Source organism: Psychrobacter sp. T6-5 (assembly GCF_052258485.2).
Lineage (GTDB): Bacteria > Pseudomonadota > Gammaproteobacteria > Pseudomonadales > Moraxellaceae > Psychrobacter.
The window spans coordinates 2,435,326-2,451,797 of sequence record NZ_JBQQEY020000001.1 but is presented as its reverse complement, the minus strand read 5'-3'; the positions used below and the strand labels follow the sequence as shown (position 1 = coordinate 2,451,797).

The 16,472-nt window shown below is 42.5% G+C and carries 12 protein-coding genes and 2 tRNA genes; 1 reads left to right on the top strand and 13 read right to left on the bottom strand.

Features of this window, described 5'->3' with window-relative positions; translation table 11 throughout:
* Positions 1–3: 3 nt before the first annotated feature.
* The 12 genes from ACTXGK_RS25075 to ACTXGK_RS25020 all read right to left on the bottom strand — a co-directional run bounded on the left by ACTXGK_RS25075 (position 4) and on the right by ACTXGK_RS25020 (position 13,033).
* The gene (locus ACTXGK_RS25075) at positions 4–357 is read right to left on the bottom strand and encodes a hypothetical protein (RefSeq protein WP_443515047.1); all 354 of its coding nucleotides are present in this window, start codon (positions 355–357) and stop codon (positions 4–6) included.
* Between the two features lie 148 nt (positions 358–505).
* Positions 506–2,341: a GmrSD restriction endonuclease domain-containing protein gene (locus ACTXGK_RS25070; protein ID WP_443515049.1), complete on the bottom strand. Its 1,836-nt coding sequence runs from the start codon at positions 2,339–2,341 to the stop codon at positions 506–508.
* A gap of 118 nt (positions 2,342–2,459) precedes the next feature.
* Positions 2,460–2,870 (bottom strand): DUF3293 domain-containing protein, encoded by a 411-nt coding sequence (locus ACTXGK_RS25065; RefSeq protein WP_443515051.1) that lies wholly within the window; start codon positions 2,868–2,870, stop codon positions 2,460–2,462.
* A 100-nt stretch (positions 2,871–2,970) separates the two neighbouring features.
* Complete coding sequence (locus ACTXGK_RS25060; RefSeq protein WP_443515052.1) at positions 2,971–4,341, bottom strand: tyrosine-type recombinase/integrase; 1,371 nt, start codon at positions 4,339–4,341, stop codon at positions 2,971–2,973.
* A 163-nt stretch (positions 4,342–4,504) separates the two neighbouring features.
* Positions 4,505–4,591 (bottom strand) — tRNA-Leu (locus tag ACTXGK_RS25055).
* A 124-nt stretch (positions 4,592–4,715) separates the two neighbouring features.
* Positions 4,716–4,789 (bottom strand) — tRNA-Cys (locus ACTXGK_RS25050).
* Between the two features lie 241 nt (positions 4,790–5,030).
* Positions 5,031–6,020: a formate dehydrogenase accessory sulfurtransferase FdhD gene (gene fdhD, locus ACTXGK_RS25045; protein ID WP_443515425.1), complete on the bottom strand. Its 990-nt coding sequence runs from the start codon at positions 6,018–6,020 to the stop codon at positions 5,031–5,033.
* Between the two features lie 57 nt (positions 6,021–6,077).
* The gene (locus ACTXGK_RS25040; protein WP_443515054.1) at positions 6,078–8,408 is read right to left on the bottom strand and encodes an FdhF/YdeP family oxidoreductase; all 2,331 of its coding nucleotides are present in this window, start codon (positions 8,406–8,408) and stop codon (positions 6,078–6,080) included.
* 191 nt (positions 8,409–8,599) lie between these two features.
* Positions 8,600–9,394 carry an ABC transporter ATP-binding protein gene (locus tag ACTXGK_RS25035; RefSeq protein WP_058024151.1) on the bottom strand — a complete coding sequence of 265 codons (795 nt, stop codon included), beginning with the start codon at positions 9,392–9,394 and terminating at the stop codon, positions 8,600–8,602.
* 64 nt (positions 9,395–9,458) lie between these two features.
* On the bottom strand, positions 9,459–10,358 hold the full coding sequence (locus tag ACTXGK_RS25030; RefSeq protein ID WP_443515056.1) for an ABC transporter permease: 900 nt from the start codon (positions 10,356–10,358) through the stop codon (positions 9,459–9,461).
* A 446-nt stretch (positions 10,359–10,804) separates the two neighbouring features.
* Positions 10,805–11,836 (bottom strand): ABC transporter substrate-binding protein, encoded by a 1,032-nt coding sequence (locus tag ACTXGK_RS25025; protein ID WP_443515058.1) that lies wholly within the window; start codon positions 11,834–11,836, stop codon positions 10,805–10,807.
* 132 nt (positions 11,837–11,968) lie between these two features.
* The gene (locus ACTXGK_RS25020) at positions 11,969–13,033 is read right to left on the bottom strand and encodes an ABC transporter substrate-binding protein (protein WP_201602713.1); all 1,065 of its coding nucleotides are present in this window, start codon (positions 13,031–13,033) and stop codon (positions 11,969–11,971) included.
* A gap of 579 nt (positions 13,034–13,612) precedes the next feature.
* On the opposite strand from ACTXGK_RS25020, the gene ACTXGK_RS25015 reads away from it, so the two are divergent.
* Positions 13,613–14,023: a hypothetical protein gene (locus ACTXGK_RS25015; protein ID WP_443515059.1), complete on the top strand. Its 411-nt coding sequence runs from the start codon at positions 13,613–13,615 to the stop codon at positions 14,021–14,023.
* 147 nt (positions 14,024–14,170) lie between these two features.
* Here the strand turns inward: ACTXGK_RS25015 and metG are convergent, their stop codons facing one another.
* Positions 14,171–16,270 carry a methionine--tRNA ligase gene (gene metG, locus ACTXGK_RS25010; RefSeq protein ID WP_443515061.1) on the bottom strand — a complete coding sequence of 700 codons (2,100 nt, stop codon included), beginning with the start codon at positions 16,268–16,270 and terminating at the stop codon, positions 14,171–14,173.
* Positions 16,271–16,472 lie beyond the last annotated feature (202 nt).

Genomic DNA, 16,472 nt, shown 5'->3' with positions numbered 1-16,472 from the left:
TAACTAATTGCTAATAATTTCAGTATCCTTAAACCCTAAGAGCTTCAAGAAAAAAATAGCTTCCTGTTCGTTTCTAAAGTTTCTTTGCGTATGGAAAATATCAGGTTCAGACATATCGTTTGAGCCAGAGAGAGTTAAAGCATTTCCTTCGTATAGCGGCTTACCATTAGCGCCGTAAAAATCAACAAAGAAGCCATTATCGTTGGGTCTTAGCCTTGCTTGTTTAATTATTCCTACTTCATGTCTTATTTGAGCTATCGATGACAGTATAAGGTTACTACCATAGCTGCCACTAAACTCTATTACACCTTCATCAGCCATATCGGCTAAAGACTTTTTACTTGAAATATTGGTCATGATCAATATCCATAAGTTATTAATGTGTTTTGCAGCTTGTATAGTATTTATGCCCTACTGGTAGGTCATAAGCACCTATAGTTGATATACTACACACAAACAATTGATAGATACAAATCTGTCTATTAACAACTTTCTTAAGCGCCTTCTAGTTACCTTGATATTCATTCCAAATTGCATCAAGAGTTGGCTGCTCTCCAAAGCATAGCTTATTAAGAGCTATTTCAAATAGTTTTGCTCGCTTGCGTCGGAATTCGGCAAAATCCTTATTGAGCTGTGACTTTAGGTCTTTGTCACTCATATTAGAGTAGTGTGCTTTTGCTAATAGGTCATACGGTATGAGATGGGTTCTAAGTCTTGTTTGAACCGACTGCATATCTGAGAGCTCAACACGTTCTTTTAAATATTCGATAGGATCTTTACGACCTATCACTCTGTTTGTTTTCCAAGTAATTAATGCGCAATTCATTGCATAAAAGCTATTTTTTTCGATTTCTTTTAATAAAGCATCTGGGAATAAGTGGTGGTATTCGCGATGTTGAATACTCTCAAACGTTGCCTGACGATTATCTGCAAAGTCATAGGCACCAAAGTAGCTAGCTACAGCTAGTACACCTCTTGCTTCTATCCCAACCTTTTTAGGCCAACCTGCTTCAGCTAAAGAGTCAGTATTAGATAAAGGGTATTCATCTCGATTAAATATAGGGACAATATTCCAATCAGCGTTAGAAAACTCCTTTTTACTTAACAATGCCTTTAAACCTTTATAGTCAGCATACGCGCGCGAAGCAGCTGAATTTTCATAGCGGTTTGTAAAAAAAGCAGACCATAAATAAGCACGTAGTAATTGCTCAGCTTTTGCAACAAAATCACCATGCTCTGGAATCAAATCATATAGAGCTGCAATTACTGCAAGAACTGCGTTGGTAGGTAGTCTTGCGGCATCAAAAATACCTTGGCTATCTAGTAGCCAAGCCATTTTTTCTAATCCAGATTCTAAAATATCCCAATTTTCTAATAGAATCTGCTTGTCCATTTCTACCATGCCTTTATGGTTAGGCGTTTTGTCTTGCAATAAAGCAGATGTCGATAAAATTAAATCTCTGACATCACCAAATCTTATCGCTCTTGGACATTGACCAACTAACTGTTTTTCTAAATCATGTAAAGATTTGCCTGCTACACTTTCAACTTCAGCCACGATAATATCGTAAAGAGAAAGAGGTTTACTATTGGTATTCATGTTAATGAATACCTGCAATGCAACGTCTTTATGTGTTTCAATGGGCAGTGATAGGTATGGTAAGTTAAAATGAGTCACTCGCTCTCGTAAGTTTTTGATCTCGTCTTTGAGCTTCTCTTTAGTTGCTGTATACAGCTTATATTTAGTAAGAGCATTTGGATCATTATCATTAGGCTCTAAGTTACTGGTTGACTCATTCACCCACTTATCAACTTGATTAGTCAGATCGCCAGGGCATAATAGGTGAATTGGAATAAACCCTCTATATAACGAGTTTACAGGATCATCTGCCCATAATGGCATTCTGCGTCCGTCTTTAGAGTGCCATCTTCCCTGACAATAAACCTCAATCTCGTCACTATATTTTGTTTCACGTTGATCGAACTCAGGAAGGTAAACAAAGAATGTCTCAGATTCATAATTGTTATGCATACTGCGCCAAAAGGCGGTTAAGCGTTGTTGGCCATCAAGCAAATGCTGGTTTACAGTGCCGATAGTAGCTGGTTCTGACGTTACTATATATCTTGAAATGAACTTTTCTTCACTACCTACTTCTAGTGCAAGCGTAACCCCTACAGGGAGATTGTTGATAATGGTATTCATAAAACTGGTGATACGACCACGATCCCATGCTTCGAACCTTTGAAAACGCGGTAACTTAATTTGCCCTTGTTTAATGTGTTGGTACCATATACCTAACGTTCTATCTTGCGCTTTACTTGATTGCTGCATAATGCCCATAGCTGACTCTTAAATTTGTAAATACATAAAAAAGGAAAGTGTGCTTGTTAACAGTTATTATCTCGTTAAGTAAATAACTTATATGGCTAATCATTAGCGTAATAATTAAAGTTTTAAGCTAAGCAAAATTAGGGTTTAATAGTAAGGTAGGTAAGCCATCAGTGGTAACATATAACACAGCATTTTGCTCAAAGCTACAACATAAGTTGAGGCTGGTGCCTTTATCTATCGGGTAAGCGAAAAAACTGTCTTCTCGCCACTCGTTATCCTCACTTTCACCATAGCCATCAATAACAATTAACCCTTTGTTTAGCAGAATGGTTTTTAGCTTTTGGTTGGCTTGTCTATTTACTTCAGCAGTAAGCTTGTCACCCATTGGATTCCAAGCTGTTATAAATACGCCACCAGCTGGCGCAAATGGCTGTAATAGAGAATTCGCCTCACACGATTTTTTGTCAATTTTAAGTAATATGTCACCAAACTGATAATTGGTTTGACGGTAAATTTCTACAATGGATGGGTCTAGCATAATAAGGCTCGATTAAGTGGTTCTGGTTAGGATGTTTGTTGTGAGTAATTTGGCTTTTTAGCTAATATTATATTCTTCAGTTTATTTAAAAATCAGGCACTTAAGACTTGTTCTTCAACATAGCTAATACTTGGTCTTCTCCTAGTTCTGCAATGAATGCTTGCAGCTGGGCAGTAGAGTCAGCTTGTAATTGAGCATCTGCTCTAAACTCAGCCGTGTCATTGCCTTCCCTGAGCGCATCTAAGTAGTTTGCCCATTTCTGCATCATATCGCTACGATCGTCGATGTACTCAAACCGACCGTAAGCGGTTCCATTAGGATCTTTAGTAGTATGACCTAATGCCATCTCAACAAGCACAAGAGAGTACTTTAGTTGCTCTTGCAGAATAGTTTTCGCCGTGGCTCTAAATCCATGAGCACAATGTATATCTTTATAGCCTAAATCCTTTAGACGCTTATTGGCAGTCGCATCAGATATTATCTGGTGCTTTTTTGCCGTTTGGCTAAAAAAGACATATTCGGTATGACCATTGATTTTCTGCTGCTCACGCAAAATAGCCACTGCTTGAAGAGATAGAGGCACAACCATGTCCTTGACCATGTTTACCTTGCCTTGTCCTTTGAGCGGCTTTAGTGTCCACCTGCCAATATCCAAGTCCAAATCAGCCCAGCGCATGAGCCTTAGATCACCATTACGTACGAACAGTAACGCCAATAGCCTAAGAGAGTTGATAGTGTTTGGATCACCTTCTATAGTCTCTATATCACGTAGCAGCTTAGCTAGTTCTTTAGGCTTAGTGATGGCAGGACGATGACCATAACTAGACTTAGCTAATTGACTCTTAATAAGCGCCGCAGGATTGCTGCTACAGAACCCACGAGCGCCAGCATAGACAAATACGTCACTAGCAATACCTGCACAGCGTTCAGCCTTATCTGTGGGCTTGCCAGCTTTATTTAAGGAGTTAGCTTGGATGTCTAGTAACACTTCGAGCATTCTAGGTGAGCCAATCTCACTAATAGGCTCATTACCAATATAAGAGCATATAAGCTCTAAACGGCCTTTCTTACGAATCAACGTATTACCTTTTTGAGTCTGCTCCAGTCCTTCAAAATACTCCCAAGCGAAATGATTAAAAGAGTTTTTATTTTTACTAATAACACTTTTCTTTAATTCTTCACGATGGTTTTTGGGGTCAATATTACGGCTCAACAACTCTTCATATTCACGCCAAATTTCACAGGCACGTGAAAACGATACGTTTGGATATACACCAAGCGATATACGTTTGTTTTTTGAATGAGTAGGAGACAGGTACCGATAAACCCAAGACTTAGTGCCATTAGGTCTGACCATGAGATAAAGCATAGGATGGTTTTTGACAGAGACCAGATATTCTTTGTTATCTTCTTTATGACTGCTGATGCTGCGGTCGGAGCTGATAGGTTTGCGTTCTGCCCGTGCTTCCATAACTGATACCCCAATGTACATTTAAAAACCAGTGTACATAGTAGTGTACATCAGATGCATGGATTGGGATAGATAGAGCAGGACAGTATAGAACACCAGATACAACAAAGCCCCTGATATCAGGGGCTTTAGCTGTTCTATAAGATAGTATAGGACTATGTAATGGTACCCGGAGCCGGACTTGAACCGGCACGCTATTGCTAGCGAGGGATTTTAAATCCCTTGTGTCTACCAATTTCACCACCCGGGCAAAACTTGTGTTATCTAACATGTAAACTAGATGATAGACCATCTAGTTACTAGATAAGTGGTCGCTATTATAATCGGTTGTGATAATAATGCAAGCCAAAATTAACGTAAAGTTAATAAATAATTGGAGGCTGGAGTCGGAATCGAACCGGCGTTAACGGAGTTGCAGTCCGCTGCATGACCACTCTGCCATCCAGCCAATCAAGGTGGACTATATTAGCAAAAATATGCCAAATTACAAGTCATTTTTCATGCAAAAAAGCGTTATTTTTGATTAATATATATTTACCCTTTATTTTCAATCGGTTGAGTTGCTCAATATTTAATTATTATTAGATAATAAAAGGATAAAGGAGTGTTAAACATCGAATGTTAACCTGATGAGCGCTCTCTTTATCGTTGCCTTTGGTCTTTTTGGTATTGTTTGTATCTGTGGATGATCAGACCTGCGAGTAGTAAGTGACTCGGTTATTACGCAAAAATCCTGCTAACCCAAGTCCATAGCGTTCAGCCACGCGTACTGCGGTGCTGGTTGGTGCTGACATCCCAACGAGCCAAGGTATGTGACTACGAATAGATTTTTGTATCAATTCAATCGATAGGCGTGAGGTCATGAGTACGCAATCAACATCTACCTTTTGTCGCAGTTGCCAACCGATTAATTTGTCGAGCGCATTGTGGCGCCCCACGTCCTCAAATAAGTATAGCTGCTCATTGTATATCGTTGCTGCTGCATGCACAGCTCCTGTTAGTTGATGTGTATGCTGTGCAGCATCTACTTGCTGACGTAATGCCAACAGATAGTCAAGGCTTGGCACGGTTGCCTTAGAGCCATGTATGTTTGCTTGTGAGTAGGGGCTCAAGTTGGGCAATGCCTGTGTCAGGCCAGTGATACCGCACATGCCGCAGCCTGTACGCCCCGCTAGTTGACGCTTCTGAGCTTGAATGCGTTGATGGCAACGCTGGCTTAACACCAGCTCTACGACATAGATATCATAATCTTGAAATTGTTGTAAACTTTGCTCAACAGATGCTGAATCAAGACTGTCATCAATCGAATCTTGAGCAAACTTTTGATAGCTATCAATATCCGTAAGATGAGTCACTTCCCAGTCAAGTAACTCGTGACTGTGCTGAATCAAGCCCTCGCTAAATAAGAAGCCAACAGCCAAGTACTCTAGTTCATAAGGGCTGGCCATCAGTACTGCATAATGAATCCCATTAATGATAATTGAAACCGCTGCTTCTATTGCCAAACTGGTAGTCTGAGATTCGATATAAGCTTGAGAGGTATTGTTCCCATTATTAAGTCGACCATTATCTGATGAGTAATAATGCTTATGCGCTACATGGTTACGAGCAAGCAGCATCTCAGACGCTGCAGTATCTTCAGATATATTCTTCGTAACCTCATCAGTTTGATTTACCATATCGACGATGTTAGGTAACTCACTCTGCTCAACGCTATCTTCAGTTATCATAGTCATTTACGCAGGCTCAGATATTCGAGCACCTGCATTGACGCGCTCCAAAATAACGGTCGTCGACTTGTACGCTGGAATATGAGAGTCTGGCGCATGTGTGTCTAAATCGAACAGGTCATTGCATTCAGGATAGTAAGCGGCAACGGCGTTAGAGGCAATGTCCATCTCTGTTAATATCAGTGGACCTAGTATGCGTGGTTGTCCTGAACTATCTTTAGCACGTTGGCGAGTCACTATAACGCTGTCACCTTTTTGCCAGCCTAGGCGGCTGATTTCATCTGGATGCATAAACAACACATCACGGCGATTGGTTTGGCGATAGCGGTCTTTGAACCCGAAAATCATGGTATTGAATTGATCGTGACTACGGACACTGGTCAATTGCCAAACCTTTTGCGTTAACTTTTGCGTTGTATTCTCGTCATCAATGCCCTGCGCATCTTCCATTTGGGCTGCAACATACGTAATGGGGTACTGCGGTACTTCAAACTGCGCTTTGCCGCTCTTAGTATTCCATACGCGGTGACGCGCCGCATGATACAAATGAAAACCGCGTTCCGAGTTACGAATGCGCTGATTGAAGTCTTCAAAACCGTTAATAGCTTGGGCGATATAGTCTCGAATAAGGTCAAAATCTTCACTCATCGCAAGCCAAGGAATAGATGAATCGGCGCCGAGCACATGAACCGCGATATCTGCCACAATTTGTGCTTCAGATTTTAAAGTGTCGCTCACAGGTTTTAGCTTGCCTTGAGTCGGAACGATTTGACACATTGAGTCTTCGATCGTGGCAAACTGCTCACCTTTTGTCGTTACTATGCGCTCAGTACGACCTAGACAAGGTAAAATAATGTTGTTTGCCCCAGGATATAGCATCGTCTCATTAAGCTTAGTACCGACAAATATGTTGAGTTGAGTGGTGGTTAATGCTTGTTCTATAGCGCTCGTATCAGGGGCTGCTACAGCGTAATTGCCGCCCATACCCATAAAGACCTTTAATTGACCCGCGATAAGCGCTTTGGCACCTGTAACGACGTCATAGCCATGCTCTTGCGGCATAGGGCGCTCAAAGACACGCTCAAGACTGTCCAGTAAGCTTTTGCTAGGACGCTCATGAATACCCATAGTACGATCGCCCTGAACGTTAGAGTGACCACGGACAGGAGAGGCACCTGCACCCTCAATACCGATCATACCCATCAGCAGCAGTAAATTGGTAATCATTGCGACATTGTCATCGCCTTGCACGTGCTGGGTGATGCCCATACCCCAAGTACAAATCGTCGCTGGGCTGTCAGCAACTAGCTTAGCGAGATTGACAATATCTGTTTGAGTGATACCACATCCAAGCGTGATATCTTCCCAAGTTTGCGCTGTTAGCCATTGTTTTAGCGGTTCAAAACCTGAGGTATGAGTGGTGATAAAATCGTGGTTGATTTTATCATTTTCAATTAGCCATTTGGCAATGCCTGTTAATAGCGCGGCATCCCCGCCGATTTGAATTTGAATGACATCATCAACCATATCATCGCTTTGACCGGCTGCCATATGCGTAGGTTTTTGCGGATTTCTAAATTTACTCAAGCCTTGCTCACGCATGGGATTGATTGAAATGATTCGGCACCCTTGCTCATGTGCATGGGCGAGCATCTCTAGCATCCGTGGATGATTGGTAGCTGGATTTTGTCCAAACATTAGTATCAGCTTGGCTTGCTCAAAATCTTCTAGCATGACTGTCGCTTTACCGATACCTAACTGCTTGCTGAGCATGACCGATGTGGGTTCATGACACATATTAGAGCAATCTGGCAAGTTATTGGTACCAAAACAGCGTACAAATAACTGATATAAGAAGGCTGGCTCGTTAGTCACGCGGCCTGATGTATAAAATAGTGCTTCATCGGGTGAATCAAGCTGTCCTAGCTGCTCAGCGATTAAGCTATAAGCCGTTTCCCAAGGAATAGGGACGTAGCGATCTTGCGCGGCATCGTAATACATTGGCTCTGATAAACGACCACTATGCTCAAGCTCGTAACCCGACCATCCTTGTAGCTCGGTCACGGTATGTCTCGCAAAAAACTCGGCATCTGCTTTATGAGTCATAGTCTCACTAGCAATGACTTTTATACCGTTTTCACAGACATCGATGGATTTGTGCGATTTATGGTCGGGCCATGCACAGCCGGGGCAGTCAAATCCGCCCTGAGGTTGATTGCTTTTGAATACACTTAGGCCACCCCGTAGAAATGTCTGATAGTCCATCAACTTTTGAGTCGAGGAGATCAGCGCAGGCCAACCAGCGGCAGGGTGGGAGTAGATAGGAATTTTGCGCATGACAGACCTCATAGATAGATGACAATAGCGAAGCATTGATAGACAACAACTATATAATGGTCAACAGAAACTTCATATGATCATTAACTATAGATAACAAAAAACCTTCAAGAAAAATCAATTTTCTTGAAGGTTTTAGGAGCAGCTAAAACAGTTATATCTGCTACGTAAAATTCATAAGTTGAAAAATATTAGCTTAAAATTAAGCTATCGTCTTCAACCTTTTCGCCGCGTGTTTGCTCAAACATATCTAGTAGATCGTGTACGGTCATGCCTTTACGAATATCTCCAGACACATCCAAGACCACTTGCCCTTGGTGTAGCATCACGGTGCGCGTACCATGCGCCAGTGCTTGTTGCATCGAATGCGTCACCATCATGGTGGTGAGCTTATTGTCTGTGACAATTTTATCTGTCAATTCTAAGACAAAGGCGGCGGTTTTTGGATCTAGGGCAGCTGTATGCTCATCGAGTAGTAGAATCTTAGATGGCTGCAATGATGCCATCAGAAGGCTGACGGCTTGACGTTGACCACCAGAGAGTAGACCCATACGGTCTGTCAGGCGATTTTCTAATCCCAGTTTTAACACAGACAGTTTTTCACGGAACAAGTCACGGTTGTTTTGGTTAAGTGCAAACTTCAAACCGCGCTTGCCGCCACGTTTATAGGCCAGTGCCATGTTTTCTTCAATCGTCAGCGCTTCACAAGTACCTGCCATTGGATCCTGAAAAACACGGGCGACCCAGTGTGCACGTTGATGGGCGGATTTTTTGGTAACATCAATGCCATTTAGCAAAATTGAGCCACTATCGACGCGCGTTGTACCACTGACTGCGTTCAAAAAAGTCGATTTACCTGCACCATTGGTACCAATAACGGTGACAAATTCACCATCAGCGATATTCAAACTGATACCACGTAGGGCAGGGTTTTCGATAGGTGTCCCTGGATTAAAGGTCAACTGTAAATCGGTGGCTTGCATCATAATCGTTATTCCTTATTATCTCTTCAAGCAAAGCAAGTGCTGTTGACACTTGCTTAAACTGTCATTAGGCGCGAACTTTGCGTGATAAAAACTTCGTTTTCGCTTTTGGTAAGACCAAAGCCAGTACCACGAGTAACGCGGTAATTAAGTTCAAATCTTGCGGACCAAAGCCGATACTACGTAGCGTATCGCTCGATAGTGCGACCTGAATAAACAGTTTGTACAATACTGCACCGACCACAACGGCAAAGGTAATTAACCAAATACGTTTGGCAGGAATGATGGTCTCACCAATGATGACTGCTGCTAGGCCGATGACGATGGTACCGATACCGATAGAAATATCAGCGCCGCCTTGGGTCTGGACAAATAGCGCACCTGCCAAGGCAATCAAACCGTTAGAGATCGCCATACCGATGATGGTCATCCATGAGGTATTAATACCTTGCGCTTGTGCCATTCTCAAGTTTGAGCCCGTAGCACGCATTGATAAACCGGTTTCGGTACTATAAAACCAGTTTAAAAATATCATAGCAATCGCCACGACGATCCCGATAATCAGACAGCGCATCCAATAGCCATTGCCATTAGTCACTAAAGTACTAAATACCGTCGTTTCACCAAGTAGCGGTAGGTTTGGGGCGCCCATGATGCGTAGGTTGACAGAATATAGGGCAACCATCACCAAGATACTGGCAAGCAGTTGTAGGATGCCAAGTTTGACGTGCAGCCATGCAGTAACGATACCGGCGACTGAGCCTGCTAGCATACCAAAAGCACAGGCGAGCCACGGATTGACACCCGCAACGATAGAGATGCCAGCGACCGCGCCGCCCAGCGGAAAGCTACCATCAGCCGTCAAGTCAGGAAAGTCGAGCGTACGAAATGAGATCAGCACACCGAGTGCGACGAGGCCATAGATCAGACCACTTTCAAGCGCACCAAAAAAAGCAATTAAAGACATAAGAGATCAGTAAGTCATAACCCAGTGTCTAGCGTATGGAACCAAGATAGGTGAGAGGCAAGCGCCAAAACCACCTAAATGCTAAACAGCTAAGCGGTGAATTTAACAGATTAAGCAATCTGCGGTTAGGGTAAACCAAAACAGGTCACGATTAACAACGATCATAAGTTACCTTGGTTTAAAGCTATAGTTCGAGCCATGGCAATATTTCATGCAGCAAAAATGTATTTTACTTAACAAGTAGCAGATAAGCCACAAGCTAACTACAGCAATATATGAAACAAGCTATTTAAATAGGTTCTGCTGAAACAAGAAGCCCAGCTTACTGACTCATAGCTGGGTTTCTTGTCAAACATTTAGCATCACAGCGCAAGATTGCGATCAATCACTGATTGATATGGCTATCTTGCTTACGACTACTATTTTAAGCCAAATACAAAGGTGCGTTATTCTACCACTTCTTTTGCTTTATCGATAACCGCTTGTGGCAAAGTGATGCCTTCTTCTTGAGCATGTTTTGGGCTGACATATAGGTTAAGCGCTTGTGGGGTGTAAACAGGAATAGCGCCTGCTTTTTCACCATTCAAGATACGAACAACGATTTTACCCGTTTCACGGCCAAGCTCATAATAATCTACGCCTAATGCTGCAACCGCACCGCGCTCAACTGAGCTCGTGTCTGATGCGATAAGAGGAATCTTACTTTCTTTAGCAATTTGATAGAGTGACTCGTAAGCGGATACCACGTTGTTATCAGTCGATGTATAGATCATGTCGACTTTGCCTTCAAGACTACGGGCTGCCATCGCGATGTCATTACTACGCTGTGCTGGTGCTTCGAGTACATTGATGCCGAGCGGTGTCAATTTTTCTTTTAGACTTTGTAAGATAATCGTTGAGTTGACTTCACCTGGGCTATAGACATAACCGACATTCTTCAATGATGGAATGATTTGACGCATCAAGTCGATTTGTGGCTCGTACGGTAGGGCATCTGATGCGCCTGTAACATTGGTGCCAGAACCATCTAACTTAGGTACCAGTTTGGCTGCTACCGGATCGGTAACCGCAGAGAATACCAATGGAATGCTGCTAGTAGAAGCGGCAACAGACTGCGCAGATGGTGTTGCGATAGCGACAATCACATCTGGGGCGTCAGCAACGAATTGCTTAGCAATCTGTCCTGCTGTCGCTGTATTGCCCTGTGCGCTTTGGAAGTTGACGGTTAGGTTTTCACCGTCTTTGAATCCTGCTTCGTTTAATTCGTCGATCACGCCTTTGCGCACATCATCAAGTGCTGGATGTTCAACGATAGCAGTGATAGCAACAGTTTTCATTTCGGTGGCAGTATCGCCAGTAGCCGCAGTATCAGTCGTGCTGGTATCTTGGGCTGATTGATTACAACCCGTTAAGATAGCAGTGCATACACCGCCTAGTAGTAACGCTTTGCCAAAATTAAAATGATTTTGATACAACATGGTTCTGACTCCTAAAAGTAATAATGTGTCCGTACATTATTAATAGATGGGTAAAAGGGTAAAGCGAGCCACTTATGATGGCTACAGGTTATTTTTCAGTATTACTATTTAGCACTATTTATTTTATTCGTGCTATTTGTTATCAGTGCTTTGCGTTTGTTCATCAACATTGATGCCATTTTTTAGCAACTCTGCTGGCAAACTAACGCCTTGCGTTTTGGCGTGCTTAGGACTGATATATAAGGTTAGATCGTTCATGACGGCAGGTTCAATGGTATTGATAGCCTCACCATTTAATACGCGATATACCATTTTGCCAGTGGTACGACCAAAGTCATAATCATTAACGCCAAGAGCTGCAGTCGCGCCGCGCTTCACACTGAACTCATCGGATGCGACAATCGGTAATTTTAATTCATTCGCGGCTTGGGTCATGGCCTCAAAAGCAGAAGCGACATTATTGTCAAATGAGGTGTAGATGATATCTGCGCGTCCTTGCAAGCTACGTGTTGCCATGCCGATATCGGTTGGACGATTGGCAGGGATATCTAACAATGTCAGACCTCGTGCTGGCAGGGCTTGTTTTAGACTATCACGCAATGACACTGAGTTTGCTTCGCCTGGGCTGTAAACGTAGCCGATCGTTTTCATATCGGGCTTTATTTGCTGCAATAAATCTAATTGCGGCTCTAGAGGTAACTGGCTCGATAATCCCGTCAAATTGCTTTGAAAAGGCTTGCCATCTTCGGTAATGAGCTTGGCACCCAGTGGATCTGATACAGCTGTATAAATGATAGGAATAGTAGTGGTCGCAGCCACAATCGACTGAGCCGATGGCGTCGAGATGGCAACGATGGCGTCTGGATTGTCTCCTGCAAACTGCTTAGCAATCTGTCCTGCTGTCGCTGTATTGCCCTGCGCACTTTGGAAGTTGACCGTTAGGTTTTGACCTTCGACATAGCCATTGTCTGCCAGCTCATCAATAATACCGCGGCGCATATCATCCAATGATGGATGCTCAACGATCTGAGTGATCGCAATAGATTTGGCAGGTTTTTCTGCATCTGCAGCAGCACTATTTTCAGTAGTGGCGGCTGTGTCAGTAGAGGAGTTCGAGCAGCCTATCAGGCCAAGTGTGCTAATGGCACTAAGAGCAACGCCATATAGGCTTAAGCGTAGAGTAGAAGCAATAGTCATTATTAGGATAACTCATAGGTTATATCAATCACAAAAACCAAGCGAGGACTGTCAGAGTGATCAAGCCTGCTAATAGCAATGCTCAAATGATCTGTTTGGTTCTCTTTGGTTTTGAAAAAGATATTGGAGAATGCAGATTAGCCGAGTCAATGCTATGTTGATGCCAAAATAGCAGGCTAACCATTAAATAAAGTAATCGTTCCGTCGATTATTATGTTCATATTATGACAGCAATGTAAGTTATCGCAATAAAAAATTAAAGCGCGTTCGTCATAGGCGTACTTAGTAAGACTATTAGGCATTGTCGTAACCACTGTCATAAGTGTGGTTTTGAGCATTTAACCATGATAATTAGCCTCTAAAAGCGTTGTTTTATCCAATGAACTGATAGTCAAAAAGCGTACAAGCTAGCAACGCATCTATTACGCACCCACTTCATAATTAACGTAAGCTAATATTTATACAAAAGTTTTTTATATGAGAAGTAGAGTACGTCCAAAATCCATATCATTACTATGTTGACGTGTTGAATATACAACGCACTCGAATATCTCATTCGCATATTTTAAGGATAACATTATGAATACGGCTAATTTGAAGTTATTAACTATCGCTGGAATTACGGCAAGCTCATTGATTTGCCTGCCTGCTATGGCAAAAGACAATCATGGTAATGGGCACGGTCATGGAAATGGCAAAGGTAACTCTGCCCACATTAGTAAAGATTACAACTACAATAGTTATCAAAATAATGGTAATGCCCACCCCAATATTAATGCGTATCGCAATGCCAGCCCTAACGCTTCATTTAAGCGTGACCTTGATAAATACGGTTATAGAGTAGTCGGCAAGATTGATAGAAGGGATTATGATCGTTCTGTCATTTTAGACCGTTATGATGACCGTTACGAACGTATCCGTACGCCAGACAATAACATTGTGACGGTGATTAATAATACGTTGGAAATTATTGATGTTTTGAGTAGATAACTATTGAATAGAGAACTATAAGGCTTAATTGTTATTTATCTTGTCAATCAGCCATAAAAAAAACGGTCTATTTAGACCGTTTTTTTTCGTTCTTTCTTTAATGATTACTTACATCACTACTTAAGTTAACGTTACTTATTAACGTTCCTATGCGAGCACATCACCAATGACACAGTTGTCAGGTAGAGTAACGACTGTTAGTTGAGTTTTTGGATTGCCCGTTGATAACACCATACCTTCAGAAATGCCAAATTTCATGGTGCGCGGCGCAAGGTTGGTGACACAGATGACTTTTTTACCCGTCAGTTGCTCAGGCTCATAGAACTTACGAATACCGCTAAACACGTTACGTGGTTTGTCTTCGCCGACATCCAGTGTGAACTGTAGTAGCTTATCAGCACCTTCTACATGGTTACACTCTAAAACGTGTGCGACTTTCATCTCGACTTTGGCAAAATCTTCGATACCAATATAATCCGTTTGCTCGGCATCAGTATTAGCGTCTATTGCAGGTGCTTTGTCTTTTGCGGTAGGCTTGTTATTTTCGGTCACAGCAGGAGTATCGGCTTGAGCCAATGAGGCTTTAGAGTCTTCTACCATGGCTTCGATATCTTTTTCTTCGATACGCTGCATCAGTGGTTTGAATTTATTGATTTTATGACCTAGTAACCACTCATTACGACTGGCAAAACTTAAATCATCAAGGTTCAAAAACTCTTTCGCATTATTAGTTAGCTCAGGCAATACTGGTGCCAGATAGACCATCAATTGACGGAAGATGTTGATAGCGACCGAGCATACGTCTTGAACTTCTTTCTCAGTACCTTCCAGTTTTGCGAGCGACCACGGCTTTTTGGCATCGATATATTCGTTAGCCTTGTCCGCACACTGCATAATTAAACGCATAGCACGTGAGAATTCACGATTCTCATAGGCAGCTGCAATCTCATCGCCTGTTTTGGTAATGTCTTCTAATAGGCGCGGTTCAGCGCAAGTTTCAGATAGTATACCGTCGTATTTTTTCACCAAGAATCCTGCACTACGACTGGCGATATTGACGACTTTGCCAACCAAGTCAGAGTTGACCTTTTGCATAAAGTCTTCTAAATCTAAGTTGATGTCCTCAACTTTATCAGACAGTTTGCTGGCGAAGTAATAACGTAGGTATTCTGGATGTAAGTGCTCAGCATACGTCTCGGCCTTGATGAAAGTGCCGCGTGACTTACTCATTTTTTCGCCATTGACCATCAAGAAACCATGGGCAAAGACGCCTGTTGGCGTGCGCAGCTCACTACCTGCTAGCATTGCTGGCCAAAATAGAGCATGGAAGTAAACGATGTCTTTACCGATGAAGTGATAAACTTCGGTTTTGTGCTCGTTCTCTTGTGCCCAGTAGCGGTCAAAATCAAGCGCTTCATCGGTGCCAGCACGCTTATCACATAGGTTTTTAAAGCTTGCCATGTAGCCCACTGGTGCATCTAGCCATACATAAAAATATTTGTCTGGCTCATCGCTTGGGGTATCTGGAATCTGAAAACCGAAATAGGGCGCATCGCGTGAGATGTCCCAGCTGGTAAGCCCTGCATCAAACCATTCTTGTAGCTTGTTGGCGACTGATGTTTGCAAGCGATTGTCACTGCGTGTCCAGTCCTGTAAGAACTGCTCAAACTCTGGCAAATCAAAGAAATAATGCTTAGAAGTTTTAAGAACTGGCGTTGCATCAGACAATGTTGAGTGCGGGTCTTTTAGATCTGTTGCATCGTAAGTGGTGCCACATACTTCGCAGTTATCACCGTACTGGTCTGGTGAGTCACACTCTGGGCAAGTGCCTTTGACAAAACGATCGGCTAGAAACAATTGCTTTTCAGGATCAAATAGCTGCTCGACATCTTTTGTGCTGATATGACCAGCCTCATTTAGACGACGATAAATCAGCTCAGAGAACTGTTTGTTTTCTTCTGAATGGGTGCTGTGATAATTATCAAAATTGATCAGGAACTTTGAAAAATCTGCTTCGTGTGAGGCTTTGACTGAGGCAATTTGCTCCTCTGGCGTGACGCCATTGGCTTCTGCTTTGAGCATGATTGCCGTACCATGTGCGTCATCCGCGCAGACATAGGTGACCTGATGGCCTTGCGCTTTCATCGCACGTACCCAAATGTCGGTCTGAATATATTCTACAAGATGCCCCAAATGGATATAGCCATTGGCGTAGGGCAGCGCACTGGTTACTAGAATCTCACGCACAAAATCACCTATATTTTTATATAAACGGGTTAGTTATCGAACATCTTGAGCGGTTCATCGCTTATCGATGCGACATTGTTAATGCTAAAAACTTCTAAAAATAATAAAAATTCAAAAAGTGCGCCTATGATACCGTAATTCAGATAATTTTGTGATATTCCTTGGTAATTACTTCTCATTTGGCAGGCATCTATTAACTATA